Origin of the sequence: Candidatus Merdisoma sp. HCP28S3_D10 (assembly GCF_052065835.1) — a bacterium.
GTDB lineage: Bacteria > Bacillota > Clostridia > Lachnospirales > Lachnospiraceae > Laedolimicola.
In genome coordinates this window covers 876,992-901,379 of the sequence record NZ_JBQHTG010000001.1, presented here as the reverse complement: position 1 = coordinate 901,379, position 24,388 = coordinate 876,992, and the positions used below count along the sequence as shown (strand labels likewise).

24 protein-coding genes are annotated in these 24,388 nt (G+C 44.4%); 20 read left to right on the top strand and 4 right to left on the bottom strand.

The features are described 5' to 3' along the window. Position 1: 1 nt before the first annotated feature. The gene (locus tag ACTNCH_RS04120; protein ID WP_441018903.1) at positions 2-871 is read right to left on the bottom strand and encodes a helix-turn-helix domain-containing protein; all 870 of its coding nucleotides are present in this window, start codon (positions 869-871) and stop codon (positions 2-4) included. 174 nt (positions 872-1,045) lie between these two features. Between ACTNCH_RS04120 and ACTNCH_RS04115 the strand changes: the two genes are divergently transcribed. The 7 genes from ACTNCH_RS04115 to ACTNCH_RS04085 are packed head-to-tail and all read left to right on the top strand — an operon-like array spanning position 1,046 to position 8,383. Continuing rightward, positions 1,046-2,404: a sugar phosphate nucleotidyltransferase gene (locus ACTNCH_RS04115; RefSeq protein ID WP_441018901.1), complete on the top strand. Its 1,359-nt coding sequence runs from the start codon at positions 1,046-1,048 to the stop codon at positions 2,402-2,404. Positions 2,405-2,416: 12 nt separating this feature from the next. After that, positions 2,417-3,484 carry a GDP-mannose 4,6-dehydratase gene (gmd, locus tag ACTNCH_RS04110; protein ID WP_441018899.1) on the top strand — a complete coding sequence of 356 codons (1,068 nt, stop codon included), beginning with the start codon at positions 2,417-2,419 and terminating at the stop codon, positions 3,482-3,484. A gap of 16 nt (positions 3,485-3,500) precedes the next feature. After that, positions 3,501-4,487: a GDP-L-fucose synthase family protein gene (locus ACTNCH_RS04105; RefSeq protein WP_441018897.1), complete on the top strand. Its 987-nt coding sequence runs from the start codon at positions 3,501-3,503 to the stop codon at positions 4,485-4,487. Further along, positions 4,484-5,299, top strand: a complete 816-nt coding sequence (locus ACTNCH_RS04100; protein WP_441018895.1) for a class I mannose-6-phosphate isomerase — start codon at positions 4,484-4,486, stop codon at positions 5,297-5,299. Before ACTNCH_RS04105 ends, ACTNCH_RS04100 begins: the two co-directional genes overlap by 4 nt. A 16-nt stretch (positions 5,300-5,315) precedes the next feature. Beyond that, positions 5,316-6,809, top strand: a complete 1,494-nt coding sequence (locus ACTNCH_RS04095) for a phospho-sugar mutase (RefSeq protein ID WP_441018893.1) — start codon at positions 5,316-5,318, stop codon at positions 6,807-6,809. Positions 6,810-6,813: 4 nt separating this feature from the next. Next, complete coding sequence (larB, locus tag ACTNCH_RS04090; RefSeq protein WP_441018891.1) at positions 6,814-7,602, top strand: nickel pincer cofactor biosynthesis protein LarB; 789 nt, start codon at positions 6,814-6,816, stop codon at positions 7,600-7,602. After that, positions 7,595-8,383, top strand: coding sequence for a LarC family nickel insertion protein (locus tag ACTNCH_RS04085; RefSeq protein ID WP_441018889.1), 789 nt, complete (start codon positions 7,595-7,597; stop codon positions 8,381-8,383). The genes larB and ACTNCH_RS04085 overlap by 8 nt, the downstream gene beginning before the upstream one ends. A gap of 42 nt (positions 8,384-8,425) precedes the next feature. Here ACTNCH_RS04085 and ACTNCH_RS04080 read toward each other — a convergent pair whose 3' ends face one another. Together ACTNCH_RS04080 and ACTNCH_RS04075 are read right to left on the bottom strand one after the other, a co-directional pair. Then, positions 8,426-8,992 (bottom strand): chromate transporter, encoded by a 567-nt coding sequence (locus tag ACTNCH_RS04080; protein ID WP_441018887.1) that lies wholly within the window; start codon positions 8,990-8,992, stop codon positions 8,426-8,428. Then, positions 8,989-9,561, bottom strand: a complete 573-nt coding sequence (locus ACTNCH_RS04075) for a chromate transporter (RefSeq protein WP_441018885.1) — start codon at positions 9,559-9,561, stop codon at positions 8,989-8,991. The genes ACTNCH_RS04080 and ACTNCH_RS04075 overlap by 4 nt, the downstream gene beginning before the upstream one ends. Positions 9,562-9,705: 144 nt before the next feature. Here ACTNCH_RS04075 and larC point away from each other — a divergent pair, with 144 nt between their 5' ends. Beyond that, a complete protein-coding gene (gene larC, locus ACTNCH_RS04070) occupies positions 9,706-10,608 on the top strand; it encodes a nickel insertion protein (RefSeq protein WP_441018883.1) in 903 nt (300 codons plus the stop codon). On the opposite strand, the gene ACTNCH_RS04065 is transcribed toward larC, so the two are convergent. Continuing rightward, positions 10,531-11,913, bottom strand: a complete 1,383-nt coding sequence (locus tag ACTNCH_RS04065) for an alanine/glycine:cation symporter family protein (protein ID WP_441018881.1) — start codon at positions 11,911-11,913, stop codon at positions 10,531-10,533. The genes larC and ACTNCH_RS04065 overlap by 78 nt on opposite strands. Before the next feature lie 315 nt (positions 11,914-12,228). On the opposite strand from ACTNCH_RS04065, the gene loaP reads away from it, so the two are divergent. The 12 genes from loaP (at position 12,229) to ACTNCH_RS04005 (ending at position 24,385) form a co-directional block, all read left to right on the top strand. After that, a complete protein-coding gene (gene loaP / locus ACTNCH_RS04060; RefSeq protein WP_441018878.1) occupies positions 12,229-12,756 on the top strand; it encodes an antiterminator LoaP in 528 nt (175 codons plus the stop codon). 81 nt (positions 12,757-12,837) lie between these two features. Continuing rightward, positions 12,838-14,070, top strand: a complete 1,233-nt coding sequence (gene cps2T, locus ACTNCH_RS04055; protein ID WP_441018876.1) for a beta 1-4 rhamnosyltransferase Cps2T — start codon at positions 12,838-12,840, stop codon at positions 14,068-14,070. A gap of 15 nt (positions 14,071-14,085) precedes the next feature. Then, on the top strand, positions 14,086-15,429 hold the full coding sequence (locus ACTNCH_RS04050) for a glycosyltransferase (RefSeq protein ID WP_441018874.1): 1,344 nt from the start codon (positions 14,086-14,088) through the stop codon (positions 15,427-15,429). A gap of 3 nt (positions 15,430-15,432) precedes the next feature. Continuing rightward, on the top strand, positions 15,433-16,128 hold the full coding sequence (locus ACTNCH_RS04045) for an acyltransferase (RefSeq protein WP_441018872.1): 696 nt from the start codon (positions 15,433-15,435) through the stop codon (positions 16,126-16,128). Between the two features lie 138 nt (positions 16,129-16,266). After that, positions 16,267-17,142: a glycosyltransferase gene (locus ACTNCH_RS04040; RefSeq protein ID WP_441018870.1), complete on the top strand. Its 876-nt coding sequence runs from the start codon at positions 16,267-16,269 to the stop codon at positions 17,140-17,142. A gap of 5 nt (positions 17,143-17,147) precedes the next feature. Then, on the top strand, positions 17,148-18,380 hold the full coding sequence (locus ACTNCH_RS04035) for an O-antigen ligase family protein (protein ID WP_441018868.1): 1,233 nt from the start codon (positions 17,148-17,150) through the stop codon (positions 18,378-18,380). 48 nt (positions 18,381-18,428) lie between these two features. Further along, a complete protein-coding gene (locus tag ACTNCH_RS04030; protein ID WP_441018866.1) occupies positions 18,429-19,388 on the top strand; it encodes a glycosyltransferase family A protein in 960 nt (319 codons plus the stop codon). A gap of 15 nt (positions 19,389-19,403) precedes the next feature. Beyond that, positions 19,404-19,811 carry a sugar 3,4-ketoisomerase gene (locus ACTNCH_RS04025; protein ID WP_441018864.1) on the top strand — a complete coding sequence of 136 codons (408 nt, stop codon included), beginning with the start codon at positions 19,404-19,406 and terminating at the stop codon, positions 19,809-19,811. 1 nt (position 19,812) lies between these two features. Continuing rightward, positions 19,813-20,910, top strand: coding sequence for a DegT/DnrJ/EryC1/StrS family aminotransferase (locus ACTNCH_RS04020; RefSeq protein ID WP_441018862.1), 1,098 nt, complete (start codon positions 19,813-19,815; stop codon positions 20,908-20,910). 10 nt (positions 20,911-20,920) lie between these two features. After that, positions 20,921-21,865: a GNAT family N-acetyltransferase gene (locus ACTNCH_RS04015; protein ID WP_441018860.1), complete on the top strand. Its 945-nt coding sequence runs from the start codon at positions 20,921-20,923 to the stop codon at positions 21,863-21,865. After that, positions 21,862-22,893: a glycosyltransferase family 2 protein gene (locus tag ACTNCH_RS04010; protein ID WP_441018858.1), complete on the top strand. Its 1,032-nt coding sequence runs from the start codon at positions 21,862-21,864 to the stop codon at positions 22,891-22,893. Before ACTNCH_RS04015 ends, ACTNCH_RS04010 begins: the two co-directional genes overlap by 4 nt. After that, a complete protein-coding gene (locus tag ACTNCH_RS04005; RefSeq protein WP_441018856.1) occupies positions 22,874-24,385 on the top strand; it encodes a lipopolysaccharide biosynthesis protein in 1,512 nt (503 codons plus the stop codon). Before ACTNCH_RS04010 ends, ACTNCH_RS04005 begins: the two co-directional genes overlap by 20 nt. The last annotated feature ends 3 nt before the right edge of the window (positions 24,386-24,388 follow it).

Below are 24,388 nucleotides of genomic sequence, written 5' to 3'. Positions count from 1 at the left end.
ATCAGTTTTTCCATTTTTTACGAAACTCCGAGGCGGTAATCCCCTCGGAGTTTTTGAATTGGCGGTTCAGATAGCTGGCGTCATAGAAGCCGCAGCTCCGGGCAGCCTCCTCCAGAGACAGATCCGAAAAGCGCAGCAGTTTTTTTGCCAGGGTCAGGCGCTTGGAGATCACATATTGGTTCAGCGTAGTTCCATAATATTGGTGAAATTCCCGGGACAGGTGATATTTGCTGATAAAGAACTGCGCAGATAATTCGTCCAGGGAAAATTTTTCTGTGAAATGTTCATCCAGATAGTTCCGTACCTCGGTCAGCTTTCGGCGGCCGGGGTATTTTTCTTCTCTGGATTCTGTAATGTCCTGCAATAAAATGGACAGAATATCTACAATCAGGCGGGCGGAATTGATCTCCGTCTGAAAATCTGAAGCCTCGTTGAGATCCAGCAGACTGTTCAGCTTCTGATAGAGCGCGGAAAAATCTGTGGGCTGAAAGGCGGGGGCACTGTTGGAAGCGAAATACCGGTAATATTCCCGGGAGGAGGAGCCGTTAAAGTGAACCCAGAGAAGCTCCCAGGGATCGGCTTCGCTGCTCTGATGGTAATAAGGAACCATACAGTCGATGAAGAAGCAGGAGCCCCTACGCAGCTCATAGAGGGTGCCGTCATACATGAGCACGCCGCTGCCGGAGAGAACCAGAACCACCAGATAGGATTCCAGGTTTTTACGGCTGGCCACATGGCTTTCCTTAAGCTTCAGGTAGCCGGTTTCCTGCACGTAGAAAAAGGCAGAGCGGGCAAAGGCGCTGGGGGTCTGGATCCGGCGTCTGGAGCTTTCCAGATAGGAATCGGGAAAACGGTCAAAATAATTATGCATGGAAGAGTCCTTTCTGCGAAAATGATAGATAGCAATATAATACCTGTTTTAGGCAAGATCCTCACTTGTTAATTCTAATATACAGGTATATACTTGCAAAAGCAAGAGAAAAACGAGTAAAAATGAAATAACAATAAGAACAATATAATACCTGTAAGAAGGGGAAGAAAAAGTATGTACTATGTATTACTCTCCGGAGGCTCCGGAAAACGGCTCTGGCCTCTGTCCAACGACGCAAGACCCAAGCAGTACCTGAAGGTGGTCAATAAAGAGAATAACTCCATGGAACGCTGCTCCATGCTCCAGCGTGTCTGGGAACAGCTTCAGGAAACCGGAATTTCCGGACAGGCCGTGATCACAGCAGGCCGGGAGCAGGTGGAGCTGATAAAAAGTCAGGTGAAGGAAGCGCGTATTGCGGTAGAGCCGGGGCGGCGGGATACCTTTGCGGCAGTGCTGCTTTCCTGCGCCTGGCTTCTGAAAAATGGAGCGTCCCGGGAGGATTACGCGGCGGTGATGCCTGTCGATCCTTATACAGAGGGTGCTTATTTCGAGACTGTCAAAAAGCTGGAGGCAGTGATGAAGGAATCCGGCGCAGAGGTGGGACTCATGGGCGCGGCGCCCAGTTATCCGGCTGTAAAATACGGTTATATCCTGCCCGGGGAGAAGAAAGAGGGCTGGCTGGAGGTCCGGGGCTTTGCGGAAAAGCCGGACGAGGAAAAGGCGGAGCAGCTTCTGAAGGAAGGCGCTCTGTGGAACTGCGGCGTATTCTGTGTGCGGATCGGCGATATTCTGGAACGCTGCAAAGCGTATGGAGTACCGGAAGAGTATGACGCGCTCTGCGCCGCGTACGAAAAGCTTCCGAAAATCAGCTTTGACTATGAGGTGCTGGAAAAGGCAGAGCATCTGGCTGCAATAGAGTTCAAGGGGTATTGGAAGGATCTGGGAACCTGGGACGCCCTGGCGGACCAGATGAGCACCGATACCATCGGAAAAGCAGTTCTGGATGAGAATTGTGAGAATACCCAGGTCATCAATGAACTGAAAATGCCGGTAGCCGTCCTGGGAACCCGGGATCTGGTGGTGGTGGCCGCCCAGGATGGAATTCTGGTGGCGGATAAGAGCCGGACGGCCGACGTAAAAGCGGTTGCGGCAGCCTTTGAATCCAGGCCCATGTTTGAGGAGCGCCGCTGGGGTACCCTGGAGACCCTGGACGATACGGAAAGTCAGGGGCAGATTACATTGACGCGGAAGATTTGCATTTATGACGGAATGACCTCCAGCTATCATTACCATGAGAACAGGGACGAGATCTGGACGGTGCTCAGAGGAAGCGGAGAGCTGATCCTGGAGGGGACGAAGATTCCTTTAAGCCAGGGAAAAGCCGTCTGCATCCGTAAAAATCAGCGGCATGCGGTCAAGGCCTTTCACGATTTTGAATACATTGAAATTCATGTGGGAACCAGCAGCGGAAATGAGGACATCAACCGCATTACCTTTAACTGGGATGAAATCGAGTTAAGCCATATACTATAAAGGAGAACAGACATGAAAAAGACAGCGTTTATCACAGGTATTACAGGACAGGACGGTTCCTATCTGGCAGAGCTTCTGCTGGAGAAGGGTTACGAGGTATATGGCTTATTCCGCCGCGGATCCACCAATACAGCCGAGCGGATTGAGCATCTTCTGAAAGAGCGGGAGGCAAAAGGCGACGGCCTCCATCTGGTCTACGGCGATATGACCGATTCTATGAACCTGGTACGGCTGATGCTAGAAATCCGGCCCGATGAAATCTATAATCTGGCAGCCCAGTCCCATGTGGCTGTATCCTTCGAGGAGCCGGAGTATACCGCCAATGCGGACGGTATAGGCGTGCTGCGGATCCTGGAGGCGGTCCGGATCGCAGGCCTTGCGAAGACCACCCGGATCTATCAGGCTTCCACCTCCGAGCTGTTTGGCAAGGTAGAGGAGATTCCCCAGAAGGAGACGACGCCCTTCCACCCCCGTTCGCCCTACGCGGTCGCCAAGCTGTACGGCTACTGGATCACAAAGCACTACCGGGAAGCCTACGGAATGTATGCGGTAAACGGCATTCTGTTCAATCACGAATCCGAGCGACGCGGCGAAACCTTCGTGACCCGGAAGATTACCCTGGCCGTAGCCAATATTCTGGCAGGCCGTCAGGATAAGCTGTATCTGGGCAACCTGAACGCCAAGCGCGACTGGGGCTACGCAAAGGATTACGTGGAATGCATGTGGCTGATTCTGCAGCATGATACCCCGGAGGATTTCGTCATTGCCACCGGAGAGACCCGGACAGTCCGGGAATTTACCGAGGCAGCATTTGCCCATGCAGGCGTACAGCTTCGCTGGGAAGGCGAGGGCGTAGAGGAAAAGGGAATCGACAGGGCGACCGGCCGGGTACTGGTGGAAGTGTCCCCGGAATTCTTCCGGCCGGCAGAGGTGGATCTGTTGCTGGGAGACCCGACCAAGGCGAAGGAGACCCTGGGCTGGAATCCGAGAAAGACCTCCTTTGATGAGCTGGTAAAAATCATGACCGAGCATGACCTGGAGCTGGTAAAGAATTCCGCGACAGCGGGCGTACTAAAATAAAGAAAGCGTGAAAAATATGGAAGAAGTAAAAAATACCCAGGCAGTCGAGCCGCTCGACCGCAATAAAAAAATCTATGTGGCAGGCCACCGGGGTCTGGTGGGAAGCGGTCTGGTGCGCTGCCTTCAGAAGGCAGGATTTAAACATATCGTTACCCGTACCCATGCCGAGCTTGATCTGACCCGGCAGGCCGATGTGGAAGCCTTCTTTGCTGAGGAAAAGCCGGATTATGTCATTCTGGCCGCGGCAAAGGTGGGCGGCATCCATGCCAACGATACCTATCCGGCGGACTTTATCATGAAAAATCTGCAGATCGAGACTAATGTGATCGACGCAGCCCATAAAAACCAGGTGCAGAAGCTTTTATTTCTGGGAAGCTCCTGTATCTATCCCCGGGACTGTCCCCAGCCTATCCGGGAGGAATATCTCCTGAGCGGTTATCTGGAGAAGACCAACGAGGCCTACGCCCTGGCAAAAATCGCGGGCCTCAAAATGTGCGCCTTCTATAACCACCAGTACGGCACCCATTACATCAGCGTCATGCCCTGCAATCTCTATGGAATCAACGATAACTTTGCCCTGGAGAATTCCCATGTACTGCCGGCCCTGATCCGGAAGTTCCATGAAGCGAAAATCAACCACGCGCCCACCGTCACGGTCTGGGGCAGCGGAAAGCCCTTACGGGAGTTCCTGAATGTGGACGATCTGGCAGACGCCTGCCTGTATCTGATGGATCACTATGATGGTGACGATTTCTTCAATGTGGGCTACGGCCGGGAGGTCACAATCCGGGAGCTGGCGGAGCTGGTGAAGAAAGTGACCGGCTATGAGGGAGAGATTGTCATGGATCCGACAAAGCCGGACGGAACGCCGAGAAAGCTGACGGATATCAGCCGGATCCGCGCTACAGGCTGGGAGCCGAAGATTGATCTGGAAACAGGGCTCAGACAGACCTATGAATGGTTCTGTGAGCGATATGAGACGGGAGATTTTGCACAGAGATGAAACCGCGGAAGCTGACGCCGATTCGAAAAGAATATATCTGGGGTACCGAGGACTGGATGCTCTCCTGGCTGAACGAAGGCCTGGAACAGGTGCCTCTGCTCATTAAAATCATCAAAGCCCGGGAGGCTCTGTCGGTACAGGTGCACCCGGGCAATGACTTTGCGGAGAAAACCGAGCACAAGAGCGGCAAGACGGAGATGTGGTATGTGCTGGACTGTGAGACGGGAGCCTATCTCTATTATGGCCTGAAGCATAAGATATCCGAAGAGGAGTTCCGCAAGCGGATCCGGAACCAGACCATTCTGGAGGTCTGCCGGAAAATGCCGGTGAAAAAGGGCGATGTGTTTTATATTCCCGCAGGCCTTCTCCACGCCATCGGCGCAGGGATTACGGTGGCAGAGATTCAGCAGAGCTCGGATGTGACCTACCGGGTCTATGATTACAACCGGGAAAACGCCAATCACGAAAAACGGCCGCTGCATATCGAGAAGGCCGCGGAGGTGGCGGGCTTCATGCCGCCGCTGGCCGGGCACCGCCCCATGGGCCCCCGGATTCAGAAAAACGGATATTCCAGAACTTTGTTAGTGCAATGTCCGTATTTTGTGGTACAATTATATGAGATATGCGAAAGCATGAGCGGCGATACCGCCGGAGGCTTTCAATCGCTTCTGATTCTGGAGGGAGAAGGCGTCTTAAAGAGCCGCTTTGGGGAGATACCCCTTGCGGCAGGCGACAGTATTTACCTTCCGCCGGAGACAGACGATTATCAAATCATCGGAACATTGCAGCTTCTCCGCTCAACTGCGGAGTGAAAGTGAGGTACAGAATATGAATCTGAAATTTGGAACAGGCGGATTGCGCGCCACCATGGGACCGGGACCGGACCATATGAATCTGGAGACCATTCAGGAAGCTACTCTGGGCGTAGCAGCTTACGCGAAGGAGCAGAGTGAGAAGCCCAGCGCGGCACTGGCCTATGACAGCCGGAACCACTCAGAGGAATTTGCCAGAGAAGCGGCCAGGGTACTGGCGCAGCAGGGCGTTCAGGCTTATATTTACCCGAAGCTGATGCCGACCCCGACCCTTTCTTTTGCGGTGCGCCATCTGAAGACCACCGTAGGAATCGTGATGACGGCAAGCCACAATCCGCGGGAATACAACGGATATAAAGTATATGACTCTGACGGCTGTCAGGTGACAAACGAGACGGCAGACCGGATTCAGCAGCATATCTGGGACGCGGATAAGAGCGTGGCCCAGGGGGGTAAAACCTTTGAAGAGTACGTGGAAGACGGACAGATTGTTCTGATTGATGAGAAGACGCTGAAGGCATTTCTGGCTGCGATTATCCGTAAGCGCACCAGAAAAGAGCTGACGGCAGGGCTGAAGGTGGTCTATACGCCGCTGTACGGCGCAGGTCTGATTCCGGTTACCAGCATTCTGAAATACATCGGCGTCAAGGATCTGCAGATTGTGACGGAGCAGGCGAAGCCCAATGGGGATTTCCCTACCTGTCCCTATCCGAACCCGGAATCCCCAGACGCGTTGAAACTCGGTCTGGAGTGGTGCAAGAAGACAGACGCGGATCTATTGATTGCCACGGATCCGGACAGCGATCGCCTGGGTGTGGTAGCGAAGAAGGGCGCTGAGTACAAGCGTCTGAACGGCAACGAGGTAGGTGTTCTTCTGTTTGAGTATATTCTGCGCTGCAGAAAGGCGGCAGGTACTCTGCCGGAGCATCCGGTAATGATCCGGACTATCGTAAGTACCTCCATGGTTGACCGGATTGCGGAGGATTATGGAGTTGAAGTAATACAGACCCTGACCGGCTTCAAATGGATTGGCGAGCAGATTGGAAGACTGGAGAAGGCGGGCCAGGAGGAACGTTATGTCTTCGGTTTTGAGGAAAGCTGCGGCTATCTGATCGGCAGCTATGTCCGGGATAAGGACGCCGTAGGCACGGCTATGCTGTTCTGTGAAATGGCAGACGCTTATAAAGCAGAGGGCAAGACGGTCTGGGACGCTCTGGAGGATCTGTACGCCAAATACGGACACTACGAGACCACGCTTAAAACCTATGAATTCAACGGAGCTGAGGCAGATAAGCGTATGGCGCGGATCCGGGAAGGACTTCAGAGTCCGGAGGGCATGAAGTTTGGCGGTTCCAAAGTAGTTCGTTTTAAGGATTATAAAGACGGTATCGACGGCCTTCCGGCCTCCAACGTTCTTCAGATGTGGATGGAAGACGGCAGTGAAGCAGTGGTCCGGCCGTCGGGAACAGAGCCGAAGATTAAGGTATATACGGAAAAAGTGATAAAATAACCATATGGATATTCAGAAACTGTTAACGCAGGTAAAAAACAACGAAATTACGATAGAGCAGGCGGAGGCCGAACTGAAAAACCTTCCTTATGAGGATCTGGGTTTCGCAAAGCTGGATCACCACCGCAAAGTCCGGCAGGGGTTTGAAGAAGTGGTGTATTGCCAGGGCAAGACGACGGAGCATCTGGTAAAAATCTATCAGACACTGAGCGGAGAAGGCATCGATGTACTGGGTACAAGAGCCACAAGAGAACAATATGAGGCTGTGAAGGCGGTGCTGCCAGGGGCAGTCTGGGATGAAGTATCCCGTGTCTTGAAGGTAGAGACACGTAAAAAAGAGAGGATAGGACGGGTTGTAGTCTGTACCGGCGGAACCGCGGATATTCCGGTGGCGGAGGAAGCAGCTCAGGTGGCGGAATTCTTTGGAACAAAGGTTATACGTCTCTATGATGTGGGCGTGGCCGGTATCCACAGACTCCTTTCCAACCTGTCAGCCTTTGAGAGGGCGAGCTGTGTCATAGCAGTAGCCGGTATGGAAGGGGCACTGGCCGGAGTAGTGGCGGGACTGGTGGATGTACCGGTTATCGCAGTTCCTACTTCGGTGGGCTATGGCGCGAATTTTGGCGGTTTGTCGGCGCTTTTAACCATGCTGAATTCCTGTGCCAACGGAATTACTACTGTGAACATCGACAACGGCTATGGGGCGGCTTACGTGGCGACCCAGATTAACCGACTGGTCTGCAAAAGCAGATGTTCCGGAGAAAAAACGGCGGAGGAAGAGACAGATGCATGATGGAAATACATTATATCTGGAATGCCGTTCCGGTATCAGCGGAGACATGACGGTGGCGGCCCTGCTGGATCTGGGAGCTACGGAAGAGCATCTGCGGGAAGAGCTTCGGAAGCTGCCGGTGGACGGCTATGAGATTCAGGTGAAAAAAGTAGTAAAGAGCGGCCTGCTGGTCAGCGATTTTGACGTGATACTGGAACATGAGATCCCGGTACATAGTCATGAGCACGGGCACGATGAGGAGAACAGTCACGCTCACATGCATCCGCACATACACCGCAGCTGGTCGGATATTGAAAAAATGCTGTTGGAATCTGACCTGAAGCCCCGGGTAAAGGCGCTGTCCCTGCAGATGTTCCGGACTGTAGCAGAAGCAGAGGCACATGTACATGGCCGTTCTATGGCAGAAGTACATTTTCATGAGGTGGGCGCTGTGGATTCTATTGTGGATATTGTGGGTACGGCAGCCTGCCTGGATGAATTAAATGTGGATAAGATTCTGGTATCCGAGCTAATGGAAGGGTGCGGACATGTCCGCTGCCAGCACGGCATATTGCCAGTACCGGTACCGGCGGTTCTGGAGATTGCGGCAGCTCATCATCTGACCCTGCACCAGATCGTTCAGGAGGGAGAGATGGTGACACCCACCGGAGCAGCCATTGCAGCGCTGTCCGAAGGACAGTGTCCCGGCGCTTATTGTGTGAAAAAAATTGGTATGGGAGCAGGAAAGCGGGAATATAAGACTACGAATATTCTCCGGGCCATGCTGATTGAGGAAAAATAGAGAAGCCTACAGAACCCACGGGAAAAATCCCGTGGGTTCTTATTAAAGTCCGGCGATCATGTCTACGAATACTTTCATCACGCCGGCCAGTACCATCACCAGAATCGGATTCAGCTTACACTTCTGAAGCAGTATTACGCAAATCAAAAAGATAAGGACCAGATCCCAGTTGGTTCCGGCCAGTGAAACGGCAGAACTGTTTCCCAAGAAGGCCGTAATCAGAATAGAGATTCCGGCGGAGGCGATCAGGGCCACCACCGCGGGACGGAGGGAACCTAAGATACCCTGCAGCAGGGACAGATTCCGGTACTTCAGGTAAAGAGCCGCAATCAGTGTGACGATGATACAGGAGGGCAGGATACAGCCCATGGTCGCCACAAGGGCTCCCGGCACACCGGCAATTTTAATTCCCACAAAAGTGGCGGAATTGATGGCGATAGGCCCCGGTGTCATCTGGGAAATTGTAATGAGATCCGTAAATTCCGCCATAGACAGCCAGTGATACTTCGTTACTACCTGAGCCTGAATCAGTGGCATGGCTGCATAGCCGCCGCCGAAGCTGAAAGCTCCGATTTGCAAAAAGCTGAAAAAAAGTTCCAGTAAAATCATTTCCCAGAGTCCTCCTTTTTCCCTATCAGCAGCGTACGCAGCGCTCCGAACAGACCGCAGGCCAGAATAATGTAGACGACATTAACGCCAAATACACAGGAAGCGAGAAAAGCGCCCAGCATAATCAGCAGCGATACGATGCTTTTACTGTGTACGATACCGGAGCCCATATCATAGACCACAGAGGCAATGACTGCGCCTACTCCGGCCTGCATACCCTGAAGCAGCTGACTGATGATGGCATTATCACGGAAGGCCTGATAAAATACGGAAATCATCGAGATAATCAGAAATGGCGGAATAATCGTTCCCAGAATCGCCACTAGCGTACCGGGCAGTCCCGCCAGCTTAAAGCCTACGACGATGGCGCCGTTTACCGCGATGGGTCCCGGCGCGGACTGGGCGATGGCCACCAGATCCAGCATCTCATCTTCCTCGATCCAGTGATATTCATCCACAAATTTCTTCTTCATCAGCGTCACGATCACATAGCCGCCGCCGAAGGTAAAGGCACTCAGATAAAGCGTCGAGATAAATATTTTCCATAATACATGTGTTTTGTCTGTCATCATCTAATCCTTCATTTTTCCATATGAGAAGTGCAGATTCCATTTATCACAGTTATTATAGCATATCCATGGCAACCGGTCATTGACCGGAAAGAAAAAACGTATTATTTTAGTTATAAGAAAAGACCCAACAGGAGAGAACAGATGAAAGAAAATTATAAAAACATCTTATATCTGGAATGTTATGAGGGAATTACCGGAGAAATGGTACTGAGAGCGCTGCGGGATCTGGCAGAGAGCGTAAAAGCAGAAGAGGCCGTAAAACGGGGCAAAGAGTATAGAACAACGGAGAAGGAACTTTTGACACAGATAGAAAAGCTTCTTCAGAAATTACAGATTGGAAAAATTACAGCTTCTCCTGTCTGGAGCGACAGAGGCCCCACCGACACAGTGGGACTGGAAGTTGCGTCCCGATCGGAAGGCGTATGTCCGGAGCGGTTTACCGTTCAAAAAGTGGGAATGGGGAAGTGTTATGTAAACTTATCGGACGGAACACAGGAAGAGAAGACTCTCCGGGCTATGCTTATCAAAGAAGAACCCACAGACGGGCTGTGGGTTCTGGAAAGCAATATTGATGACTGCACCGGGGAGACGCTTGGATACACCCTGGATCTTCTGTTTGAGGCCGGAGCCCGGGACGCATGGTTTACGCCTATTTTCATGAAGAAAAACCGTCCGGCCTACAAGCTGTCCGTTCTCTGCGAGGAAGAAAGGATCCGCGATCTGGACGCGATTCTCTTTCGGGAAACCACTACGATTGGCGTCCGGCGTTACCGAGTGCAGCGGGATATCCTGAAGCGCCGCTTCCTGGAGGCCAGGACCCCGGACGGAACGATCCGCGTCAAAGTATGCGAGCTGCCCGGGGGCGGTGAAAAATACTATCCGGAATACGAGGACGTAAAGCGGGTTGCCCGGGAGACCGGAAAAGGGTACCGGGAAGTGTATGAGATGGCGCAGCAGGCAGTAAGCCTAGACCGTGTCCGGATGCCGGGTCAGCTTCACCACGGTTCCGCCAAGCAAAAACAGGGCAATCAGGTTGGGGATTGACATGAGGCCGTTGAAGGTGTCGGCAACGCCCCAGAGGATGCCCAGATCTACGGTAGCTCCGAGAACGGCCACCGCTGAGTAAATCACCATAAAGGGTTTATTTACCCGGGAACCGAACAGGAACTCGATACAGCGGGTACCGTAGAGTCCCCAGCCGATAATCGTGGACAGGGCGAAGCAGCACAGGGCAACCGCGGTGAAGATGGAAACCCAGCTTCCGTAGGTGGAGGTAAAGCCGCTGATGGTCAGCTCCGCGCCAGCCGCTGCGCCGAAGCCGACCGGAACGCCGCTGCAGAGGATCACAAGGGCTGTCATGGTACAGATCAGAATTGTATCCATAAATACTTCAAAGATGCCGAAGTAACCCTGGTCTACCGCAACCTTGGTATCCGCTGCCGCATGGGCGATGGAACCGGTACCGAGACCGGCCTCGTTGGAGAAGATACCGCGGGAGAAGCCATTTTTCATGCTCAGGAAAAAGGTGCCGACCGCGCCGCCTGTCAGGGCAGAGGGGCTGAAAGCTCCCTTGAAAATCGAAGCAAAAACAGCCGGAACATACCGGATGTTTAGGATGATGACGCCGATAGCCAGGAGAATGTAAAACAGGGCCATAAAGGGAACCAGCCGTTCGGTTACCTGGCCAATCCGCTTTATACCGCCCAGCAGAATCAGCGCCACAACCACCGCAATCAGGATGCCGAGCAGCAGGTTCATGGTCTGAATAAACGTATCGGAGACAGCGGAGTAGCTGAGCACCGCCGTGTCGATGGCGGTGGTAATGGTATTGACCTGGGTCGCGTTGCCGGTACCGAAGACCGTCAGTACGCCAAGAAGCGAGTAGATACAGGCCAGCCACCGGAACTTCGGTCCGAGGCCATTTTTGATATAATACATGGGGCCGCCGACCCAGTCGCCCTTTTCATTTTTTTCCCGGAAATGAACCGCCAGGGTAACCTCGGAAAATTTGGTACACATACCGATCAGGGCTGAGCACCACATCCAGAAGACAGCGCCGGGACCGCCCAGAGCGATAGCTCCCGCCACGCCTGCGATATTGCCGGTGCCGACGGTAGAGGCCAGAGCCGTACAGACCGCCTGGAAGGGGGTTACCGCGCCGTCCGCGGCACCCTTCTTATGAAAAAGCTTACCCAAGGTAACCTTGAAGGTATAGCCGAATTTGCGAAACTGAATGAAATGGGTTCGGAAGGTCAGATACAGACCGACGCCGATGATACAGACCATAGCCGGGATACCCCAGACAAAGCCGTTGACGGCGCTGTTGATGCGTTCGATAGATTCCAACATAATATATTATCTCCTCGTGTAACGTAAAATATTTCTTATTCTACCATATTTTGCCTGAGATTGCGAGAAATCATTACGGAATTATATGTAAAACGCCGAAAATATTGCGGTACATTTGCTAAAAACAGGAAATTACAAAATCTGGTTTACCTTTGCGGGGAACTGTGTTAAGATGTATTAGATAAAAAAGCATTTTTTTGAGGTCAATCGTCGCTTTGCCGCGTTGGAGGAGAAAAAAGATCAGAGCAACAAGCGAAGTCTGCTTATCTGTATAAGCGGAATGGCGAAGCATACCCAAAAAGGAGGAAATCAGTCATGTGGTACGTCTTACAGGTACCTACAGGACGCGAAGACCGACTCATAGAAGAGATCCGCTGCTATCAGGTTCAGGATTATCTGGAGGATATATTCGCGCCGCGCTCTGTACGAAAGAAAAAATATCAGGGGAAATGGCAGGTATATGAAGAGCTGCTGTTTCCGGGCTATCTGTTTGTGATAAGCGAAGCCCCGGAAGAACTTTATCAGGCATTGAAGCGGATCCCGCGTATGACCCGCATCCTCGGCACCGATGAAAAATGGACTGCCATGACCGCAAAGGATATCGAAACGGTCCGTCGCCTGGCAGTGCCCCAGGGGAAAAGCCTGTGCGAACGATGGCGCATGAACTTTTCCGAGGGATACCTAAAGGGCGATAAAATCATTATCACCGAGGGGCCTCTGAAGGGCATGGAGAGCAATATCAGCCGTATTGACCGGCACAAGCGCCTGGCGTGGCTGAGCATGGAAATGATGGGTCAGACCCGGGAAGTTGCCGTAGGTCTGGAAATCATCCGTAAAGAATAAAAGAAAATAGAAAAAGACAAAGCCTGTATAGAGTGGAAACACTGTATGCAGGCTTTTGTCGTGGAAAAAATGAGGAGCATTATGAAACAGGAAAGTCAGGTACAGCATGTATTTCTGGTGGGAGCCAAAAGCCTGGGCGCTTACGGTGGTTACGAAACCTTTGTATACAAGCTGACCGAATACCATCAGAACAACCCGCATCTCCGCTATCATGTAGCCTGCAAGGCCAACGGTGACGGCTGCATGGATGAAACGAAGGTGGAGGGCGTCACCCGCATCTCCGATCGGGAATTCGAGTTCCACAACGCCCGTTGTTTTAAAATCCGGATTCCGCAGATTGGTCCGGCTCAGGCTATCTACTACGATGTGGCAGCTCTTCGGGAGTGCTGCAGCTATATTCGTAAGCATCAGATTCCGAACCCCATCGTCTACATTATGGCCTGCCGCATCGGTCCTTTTGCAAGGCATTATTATCAGGAAATTCACAGGCTGGGAGGCCGGGTGTATCTGAACCCGGACGGACATGAATGGATGCGCGCCAAATGGAGCAAGCCTATCCGGAAATACTGGAAAATCTCCGAGCAAATGATGGTCAAATACAGCGACCTGGTTATCTGCGATTCCATCCATATTGAGCAATACATCCATGAGCAATACGACGGAAAAGGCATCGGAGGCCGCAGTCCGAAGACGATCTTTATCGCCTACGGCGCAGACCTGACGCCCAGCAAGCTGCCTGACGACGATAAAAAGCTGGCGGACTGGTACCGGGAAAAGGGACTGCGAAAAAAAAATTATTATCTGGTGGTAGGCCGATTTGTGCCGGAAAATTCCTTCGAAATCATGATCCGGGAATTTATGAAGTCCCATTCCAAACGGGACTTTGCCCTGATTACGAACGTCAATGAGAAGTTTCTGAATGAATTGGAGGAAAAGCTTCATTTTAAACAGGACAAGCGAATTAAATTCGTGGGCACCGTGTACGATCAGGAACTTTTAAAGAAGATTCGGGAAAATGCATACGCCTATTTCCATGGACACACCGTCGGCGGCACGAATCCGTCGCTCATTGAAGCACTGGGCAGCACCGACCTGAATCTGCTGGTGGATGTGGGCTTTAACCGGGAAGTGGCTGAGGAGAGTGCCCTGTACTGGGGCAGAGAAAATGGCCAGTTGGCGGAGTTAATTGACCGGGCGGATGAAATGAGCACAGATGAAATCCGGGAGCTGGGGCAGAAGGCCAGAAAGAGAGTGGCGGAGGCTTATACCTGGGAGAAGATCTGTGGGGAGTATGAAGAGGTATTTACGAAATAAACAGGGAGAATATAAGTGCGAATTCTACATTATTTTCTGGGATTCCCGCCATATAGAACGGGCGGGCTTACAAAATATGCATACGATTTGATGTGCGCGCAGGCCGATAAAGGTGATGAGGTATCGGCATTATGGCCGGGAAAGATGGAAATGGTAAATCATGCTCCGAAAATCGTGAGACAAAAAGCCATTCACGGAATCCGTAATTATGAGTTGGTGAATCCGCTGCCGGTTCCTCTGGATGAAGGAATACGAGAAACAGAGGCATTTACAGAAGCTTGTGATATAAATGTGTATACAGAATTTCTGGAAAAAATAAATCCGGAAGTAATTCATATTCATACCTTAATGGGATTGCACAGAGAGTTCATTCAGGCAACAAAAGCACTGAAAATACGAACCATATTTACAACGCACGATTATTTTGGGTTATGTCCAAAGGTTACCTTATACAAAGGAAATGAAGCCTGTGATGATGATCACAATTGCAGAGACTGCGTTTCCTGTAATCGGAGCGCGTTGTCCTTAAAAAACATATGGCTGATGCAGTCGCCCTTATACAGAAATCTGAAAAATTCAAGTTTTGTAAAGATCCTTCGAAAAAGGCACAGAAATGAGTTCTTTACGGATGAGACACAGACACAGGAAATTCTGGTTGATGAGAAGGACGCAAAAAAATACAGAGAACTGAGACAGTATTATATAGAAATGCTATCCATGATAGACTGCATTCATTTCAATTCGACAGTCACAGAAAAAATCTACAAAAGATATTTTACACCGGTAAGCAGCAGGATTATCAGTATCACGCATAAAGATATCGCAGATAACAGAGAAAAAAATACCTGGAAGTATACCGGAAAGCTTCGCATTACAAGTTTGGCACCTGCCAAACCGTTTAAAGGCTATAACATCCTGTGCCAGGCGCTGGACGAACTCTGGCAGAGTGGAAAATACGATTTTGAATTGAAAATATTTAGCCCGGTTCCGGTGAAAAAGCCTTATATGGTAGTTCAGGAAGAAGGCTTTGCCTATAGTCAGTTGGGTAAAATTATGGCAGATACCGATGTGCTGGTTGCGCCAAGCGTCTGGTATGAAACCTTTGGATTTACGGTGCTGGAGGCATTAAGCTATGGCGTGCCGGTGATTGTGAGTGATCATATGGGAGCGAAGGATATTGTTGGAAATGGTGGGATTGTTGTAACGGCGGGAGATAAGGAAGAACTGAAAAGAACAGTCGAAGCTTTGAATGCGGAAAGTTTGGGAAGACTGCGTAAAAATATTGGTGAAGAGTTTCAAGTAAAGACTTGGAAGCAGTTTTTGGAGGAAAATGATGATTTATATAAAGAAAAGGATTGAAAAATGAGGATTGTTGATAAGCTTATGAAGGTCGCCGGGAAAGATGATTTTCATATGGATGAAAGAATAAGCATGGGATATATAGTGCGTCTTTGTTGGAAATATGGCTGGATGGTTTTGAGAGGAAAGAGATTCCGTCTGGGGTACTCTAAAATAGCAAGAAGTATTTTTGTAGGAAAAAAAGTAAGAGCTTTAGAAAAAAGATATTTAACTATAGGAAAAAAAACAAAGCTTCATGATGGGGTTTATATTGACGCACTTTCCACAGATGGCGTTAAGATTGGAGACCATGTTGTCCTAGGGAGAAATACGAGAATTGAGTGTACAGGTGGACTTCAGCATATTGGAAAGGGTGTATCCATCGGAAGTAGAAGTACTTTTGGAAATGACTGCTTTTTTGGCGCAGCAGGAGGGATAGAGATAGGCGAAGATGTAATCGCCGGTCAGTATATCCGGTTTCACTCAGAGAATCATAATTATTCCGATACATCGGTATTAATCAAAGATCAGGGTGTAACCCATAAAGGAATTAAAGTTGGAAATAACTGTTGGATTGGGGCCGGAGCTGTATTTTTAGACGGAGCAGAACTTGGTGATGGCTGCGTGGTGGCGGCGAATGCGGTTGTAGGGAAAAAATTTGAAAAAAATTCGGTGATTGGTGGAGTGCCGGGGAAGATTTTGAAAACCCGAGCATCATAGAGACAAAAAACAATAAGCGAACTATTAAAATATGATAAATTTTGCCGAACATGGGAAAATTATGAAGATAGTATCTTAGGTTAAAAGTAGAAAGGAAGTATATGATAGTCTTTAGAGATTATTATACAAAGTTCAATAATGAAATTAGCGGTTATAGTATTGTGCTTTAATGATGAAGAGATAGCATTCAAATATGTGAAAACAATTTATGGATATAATTCAATTGATAAAATCATTGTTGTAGATAATGGTTCTGAAAAAGAAATTTATGATAAATTAGAAAATAAAATTCAGAATATAAATAAAAGAAAAAAGATAGATATTATAAGAAACGAAAGAAACTTTGGATATGCGGTGGGAAATAATATAGGTGCAGCATATGCAATAGAAAAGTATGATCCAGAAATAATTATGATTTCGAACACAGACGTATCATACACAAATGATACTGTTAATAAAATGATAGACTTCATTGAAAAAAATGAGAATATTGGACTGATATCGCCGAAAATGATAGTTCCGGACAACAAAAAGTATTTAACAGCATGGAAACTACCTACATTTGGTATGATGCTGTGGAATTCAAACCTCTTTTTAATGAAACTGTATGATCCTCAAGAGTACAAAAATCTTTCAAAAGATAATATGGAAGTGGATGTTCTCCCTGGTTCACTATTAATGTGTTCGTCTAACGTTTGGAATAAGGTTAAAGGATTTAATGAAAAAACATTTTTATATGGAGAGGAGTCGCTCCTATCATACAAAGTAAAAAAAGCAGGTTATAAGAACTATTTATTAAACGAGTTGCAGTATATTCATGAACATTCAGCGATTATTAATCAAAATATTACATCCGTCAAAAAGAAGATGCAACTCCTATATGAAGCAAAGTGTATATATAACGTGGAATGTTTAAAAACAAATAAAGTACAAAATTTAATATATAAAATAGCATTTAAAATAAATACATGGCTGTATATCAAATACTTATGGATAAAGCGTGAGAGGAAATAAAAAATATGAAAGCATTAAAAAAAAACTATGCAATATTGATATTGAGCGTTATTATACTCGCACGTTTTTGCAGTATAGAACTTCTTACGATTGGACTAGTGGCGGTCATTATAATTTGCAGTGTGTATAATAATGCAAAAATAAGAAAAAATCTTTTCCCAGGGAAAATATGGTATCTTTCTCTATTAATATTGGGAATATTGATAGGTATATGTAATTACTTTTTTGAAGATTATACGATAAAAAACATAATTAAGGATATAGTGTACTGTAGTATGCCCCTACTTTATTGGATGGTAGGAGAAAATATTGTAGGAGTGAAAAAAAATACAGATGAGCTTGACATTTATAAAATACTTTTTGTTATAGGAACCGGATTTGCGGTTTATGATTTGAGTCATTCAATTTTAACTATTTTGAAGAGTGGAATAGGAGATGGTTCTATTTATGGATTGCGCGTGTTAATAGGTACTGGAGATGGATTAGCAGTAATAACATTATTTATAGGGATTTATTTCATAAAAGAGATCAAAATGCAGAAATGGATAAAAAATACAAGTATGTGTATTTTGATAGCTGATATCTTGATTCACTTTTCCAGAACGAATTTAATGATGATGGCTATTTTTGTGATTTATTCGGGAGTTATGAAAAACCCTAAGAAATTAGCAAAGTATTTTGGAATATTAGTAATATGTATAATTCTGATAAGTTTAATATTTCCATCTATGATTGGAAATTTTGTAAATAAAATATTAGGTTCATTTACAGAAGTGTCATTTGGCACGGATTCTTGGGATTTTGTAGCTGTTAATAATAATTGGAGAGGATACGAGGCTTATTGTGAAATAGAACAATTTAAAGGAAATTCTATTGTTGAAAAGTTGTTTGGAGGTGGATTTGGTACACAATTAGATGTTCATGGATATGCATATTTGGTATCGACAGAAGATACGTTACCCTTTTTACATAATGGCTATTTTACAATCCTTATGAAATGGGGAATTTGGGGCATTGTAGTATATATTTGGATGCTTATAGAAATGTATCGTAAAGGGAATGGATTAAGAGGACAAGAAAGAAGATATTGGAAAGCAATTATCGTAATAATTGCTTTGGAAACATCTATTGTACATGGAGTTATGTTTAATACAAGTATTGCAATATTTATGTTTTTTTTAAGTATTATATATTATTTAAATCAATCGAAATTCTCAAGAGAAGAAAGTTATACATGATTTCCTTGAGGATTTTTTATGTAAAATGTTTGAGGTAGGAGATTGGCTATGAATGATAATGTAGAAGTATCTGTTGTAGTAGTCACATACAATTCTATATGGGATAAATTGAGACAAACCTTAGAGTCTATTTTGACACAAGATGATATACGAATGCAGATTATAGTTGCAGATGATGGTTCAGACGTAAGGCATGATAGCAATATCATAGAGATAATGAAAAAATATGAATTTGATAATTATGTGATAACAAATTCAGAAACAAATCAGGGAACAGTGGAAAATATATATAGAGCTGTTAAAAATGCAAAGGGCAAATATATAAAAACAATTGCACCTGGAGATTTATTGTACCATAAGGAAACGCTAAGAAAATGGTTTGATTTTATGAAAAAGTCGAAGGCAGTAGTAAGTTTTGGCGATGCAGTATATTATTGCGCAAGCCAAAATGGTGTAACTCTGTTTCCGACAAAAGGCAGTCCAATAAAGAAGGAATTATATACAAAAGAGGGAAAATATAAAGATATATTTATAGATTATTTATTAGCTAATGATACGATTTTAGGTGCTGCTCAAATGATGGAGTCAGATGCAATACAGAAATATTTAGAGCTAATAAAAAGCAAAATAATTTACGCAGAAGATTATATGATTCGGATTATGATATTTGATAATTTACGAGTATGCTACTTCCCACACACGGTTGTTTGGTACGAGTATGGTACAGGAATATCAACCAACAATGATAGCAAATGGGAAAGATTATTATATAAAGATTATGAAATGTCGGACAGATTGATTGGGGAAAGAAAAGAAGGAACAAATGCAATTACCAAAAGATATCTGAAGTATTTAAGAAAAAGTTCTTTACCTATGTATATAAAAAAAATATATAAGGTGGTTATGTTTCCAAAGATACTTTATTTTCGCAGAAAAATGAAAGCAGGAAAGAAAAAGTTACCAAGAGAATGTGATATCGAAATCTTAAAAAAGACATTAAGTTGTTAACAGGAGAAATGCAAAATGCAAGTAATAAAATACGTATTTCAGCCTCACGGGGATGAACGAGGACAATTGATAGCGTTAGAGGAATTTAAAGATATACCGTTTGAAATTAAAAGAGTGTATTACATGTACGATACGGCAGAAGGTGTAATTCGAGGATTTCATGCGCACAAGAAATTGGAACAAATTTTAATATGTATTCATGGAAGTTGTAAAGTTTTATTGGATAATGGAGAAGAAAAAAAGATAGTTCCTTTGGAAAAACCGTATGAGGGACTTTATGTAGCCAATAATATGTGGAGAGAAATGTATGATTTTTCACCAGATGCAGTGTTAATGGTATTGGCGTCGGAGTTTTATGATGAATCCGATTACATCAGAGATTACAATGAGTTTTTAAAATTTGTAGGCAAAAAGGAGAATTAAAGTGAAAATCCCATTTGTAAGTTTTAAACCAATGGAAAAAGAATTAGATAAAGAACTTAGAGCGGCCTTTGAAAGAGTGTATACACGTAGCTGGTACATCGAAGGAACAGAAGATGAAGCATTTGAAAAGGAATTTGCTGATTTTTGCGTTGTTGAGCATTGCGTAGGAACCGGAAACGGTCTGGATGCGTTAATGTTAGCACTGAAAGCATTAGATATTAAAGCAGGGGATGAGGTTATTGTACCATCTAATACATATATTGCAACGGCTCTTGCAGTCACCTATGTTGGAGCGACATTAGCTTTTGTAGAGCCGGATATTAGAACCTTTAATATCGATCCGACCAGAATCGAAGCTGCGATTACTTCTAAAACGAAGGCGATTATGCCGGTACATCTTTATGGACAGGCCTGCGATATGGATCCAATTATGGAAATCGCGAAAAAGTATAATTTATATGTGATTGAAGATTGCGCGCAGGCGCATGGTGCGACATATAAGGGAAAAAAGATAGGAAGCTTTGGTGATGCTGCAGGATTTAGCTTTTATCCCGGAAAAAATCTTGGAGCACTGGGCGATGCCGGAGCAACAGTCAGCAATAGCGAAGAACTGATAAAGAGAGTAAGAGCATTGGGAAACTATGGATCAGATTATAAGTATCATCATATTTATAAAGGGAATAATTCAAGACTGGATGAATTGCAGGCGGCTTTTCTTAGAGCAAAATTACCATTATTAGAGAAAATGAATGAGGAACGTAGACGAATTGCCGGCTTATATTTGAAGGGGATAAAGAATCCGTTGATTGAGTTGCCGTATGTCATTGAAGATGCTGTTCCGGTATGGCATATATTTGGAATTCGTTGTGAAAGAAGAAACGAATTAGAAAAATATTTGAATGATGTGGGTATAGGTACAAACAAGCATTATCCGATTCCGATGCATTTGCAGGAGTGTTATAAGGAGTTGGGATACAAGGAGGGAGATTTTCCGATTGCAGAGGAAATAAGCGCCACGGAATTAAGTCTGCCAATGTATTATGGACTGACAGATGAAGAGGTCGAGTATGTAATTGAGAAAATTAACATGTTTAAATAAGGGAGAGATAATGATACAGGTACGGAGATATTCAGAAGAAGATATAAATATTTGGAATGAATTTAACAGTAAGAGCAAAAATTCCTTGTTTATGTTTGATAGAAAATATATGGACTATCATAAGGATCGATTTTTAGATCATTCACTGATGTTTTGGGATGATGAGAAACTTGTAGCAATTCTTCCGTTAAGTGAAAAAGAAAATGTTTTATATTCCCATGGGGGGCTTACTTATGGAGGATTTATTACAGATGAAAAAATGAAGCAGCATACAATGAATGATTGTTTTCAAGCTTTGATCGAATATGCAAAAGAAAATGGTATAGAGAAGGTGATATACAAAACAATACCGCATATTTATCATACACAACCGGCAGAAGAAGATAGATTTTCACTTTTTGCAAATGGAGCCCGGCTTATTACGGTAGATGTGTCTACTTATATAAATCTGGTAGCACCGCTTAAAATGCCTAAGGGAAGGAAAGCGCAAATATCAAGAGCAAAACGCGAAGGCGTTGTAATTGAAGAACTGACGGAACTTAAAGACTATAAAATATTTATGGAACTGGAAGAAACTGTATTAACGGAAAGACATGATGTACATGCAGTTCATACGGGTGAAGAACTTAAATTGCTTCATGACAGATTGCCAGACAACATTCATCTTTTTGCAGCAAAAAAAGAAGGAAAATTAATTGCTGGAACAGTAGTTTATGAGTATGGACAGGTTGTACACACTCAGTATATGGCTGCAGACGATGAAGCTAGGACAGTTGGAGCGTTAGATCTGGCAGTCGCGACGGTAATTGAAAAGTATAAGGATAATAAGAAGTGGCTTGATTTTGGAATTTCTACGGAACATGGAAGAATCTATTTAAATGAAGGCTTATGTGCGCAAAAAGAAGGGTTTGGCGGACGTACAGGCGTTTATGAAATATGGGAGCTTAATTTATGAAAGTATCGTTTCTTGTGACTTATTATAATCAAAAAGAATATGTAAGGCAAAGCATGGAGAGTATTCTTGCAATAGATAAACCATGTGATTGGGAAATTCTTGTTGGTGATGATGGCTCGACAGACGGAACGATTGAGGTTGTTAATGAGTATATACAGCAATATCCAAGCCAAATAAAATTATATATCATGCCTAGGATGCAAGATGAAAAATATGATTCGGTAAAAAGAGCAAGTGCTAATAGGCTGAATATATTAGAACATTCAACGGGAGATATTTTTTGTACATTAGATGGAGATGACTATTATTGTGATACTAGTTTCATTAAGAAAGCAATAGAAGTATTTGAAAGTAATGTATCGATTAGTATTGTGGCCTTTGGGTTTCGCTATGTGACAGATGGAGTTTTAGGAAAAGAACATATATTGCCTTCGGAAGTGTCAAATCAATGTATAGATAAAAAGAATTTTTTAGAGAATTATTATATGCATGCTGGTGGATGTGTATACAGGAAAGTTTTTGATACAACTAGAATAGAGTACATTAAAAAATTAGGATATTTTGATGATAATAATATTGTTGTGAATAGTTTAAATTATGGTGAAATGTTCGCAGTTAATAGACCAATTTATGCATATCGTCAGACTGGGCAGAGTGTGTATACAAGTATGAATGAACTTGAGCAAGCTGTATTGAATGTTCAGGGATTAGATGTGGATTTGAGATTGATGAATGACGAATGGCATGATGCTATTATTGAACGTTATTCAGAGGCAATTATTTTAATGTATATCTGGAGAAAACATATTTATTCGATCTTAGGAAATGAAAAATGTTTGAAATATAAAGCAGGATGTGCAAATTTAATGCCTTCATATTGCTATGAATTGCTAGAGTATAGGACAATAGAAAGTAAAAAATTAGATGTAGTTATAAAAAAAATATTTCAGATGAAGAAGACATATACCATAAAGCAATATATAAAATATTATACGAGGGGATTTATAAATGAAAAAGCAAATATCTAGAGGAATTGCCTTATCATTTTTTTCTCAAATAATAACAATCATTGTTGGACTTGCGTATACACCAATAATGATCCGTATACTGGGACAAAGCGAATACGGTTTGTATCAGTTAGTTCTTTCAGTTGTTAATTATTTAAATTTAATGAATTTAGGATTTAATGGAGCATACATTCGCTATTATGTTTTGGCCAGAAATAAAAATGATGACGATAATGAAGTTGCAAATGTAAACGGAATGTTTATGAAAGTATTTCTGGTTATCACGGCATTGTGCTTATTCGCAGGAGCTATTTTATACTTTAACATTGGAATATTAGGTAAACAATTAACAACAGAGGACTATAGTATAGCGAAAAAACTGTTAGTCATAATGGTTGTTAATCTTGCAATTTCATTTCCCAATAGTCTATATGTAGCATATATGTCTGCCAACGAAAGATTTGTATATCAGAAAGTTGTTGGAATTATAATAAATATAGCAATTCCTGTTTTAAATCTTCCATTACTTTATATGGGCGGCGGTTCGGTTAGTGTAGTTTCGGTTACATTGTTTTTAACAATAGTTAGGTTAATTGCAAATGTTTGGTATTGCTATGCTAAGCTTCAAATGAAAATTAATATAGGGTTTTTTAATAAAGAAATTTTTAAAGAACTATTGGGATATACATTATTTATTTTTTTAAGCGATGTAGTTGATCAATTAAATTCTAATGTGGATAAATTCCTTCTGGGAAGATTAACAGGAACAATTGCCGTTGCGATATATAGTGTGGGATATAATTTAAAGAATTATTATACAACAGTTTCATGGATTGTTCCTGAGATGTTCGTTCCTGAAGCAAATAGATTGGCAGTTGACAGAACGAAAGAAAATGAATTAACAAATGTGTTTGTTAAAGTTGGAAAATTTAATAATTATTTAATGTTATTGGTTTTGTCGGGATTCCTGCTGGTGGGGCGTCAGTTTGTATGTTTATGGGTTGGGGAAGAATATGAAATATCATATTATGCAACCCTTATTTTAATGCTAGCAGGATATATACCGGCAGTTCAAACTCTTGGTGTAAATATTCAAAATGCGAAAAATATGCATAGAATGCGATCAATAGTATATTTTTGTGTGGCATGTGTTAATGTTGTTGCTAGTATTTTCTTGATTAAAATGTGGGGAGTTGTTGGTACATGCTTAGGCACTTTGTTCGCAACATTGCTGGGTCATGGATTGTTTATGAATTATTATTATCATCATAAAATTGGTTTGAATATATTTATATTCTGGAAAGAGATGTTTAAGTGGTTAATTCCAGTGAGCGTTTTAACGATTGTTAGTTCAAGAGTGTTGAAGTTTGTTGTGATAGATTCATGGATCCAGTTAATAGGATTTTGTTGTTTATATGGATGTGTTTATATTGTTCTTTTATATTGTATTGGTTTATCAGGTGAACAGAAAAAAGTTATTAAAGAAAAGTGGATCATGTTGGTAAAGGGGTAAAAT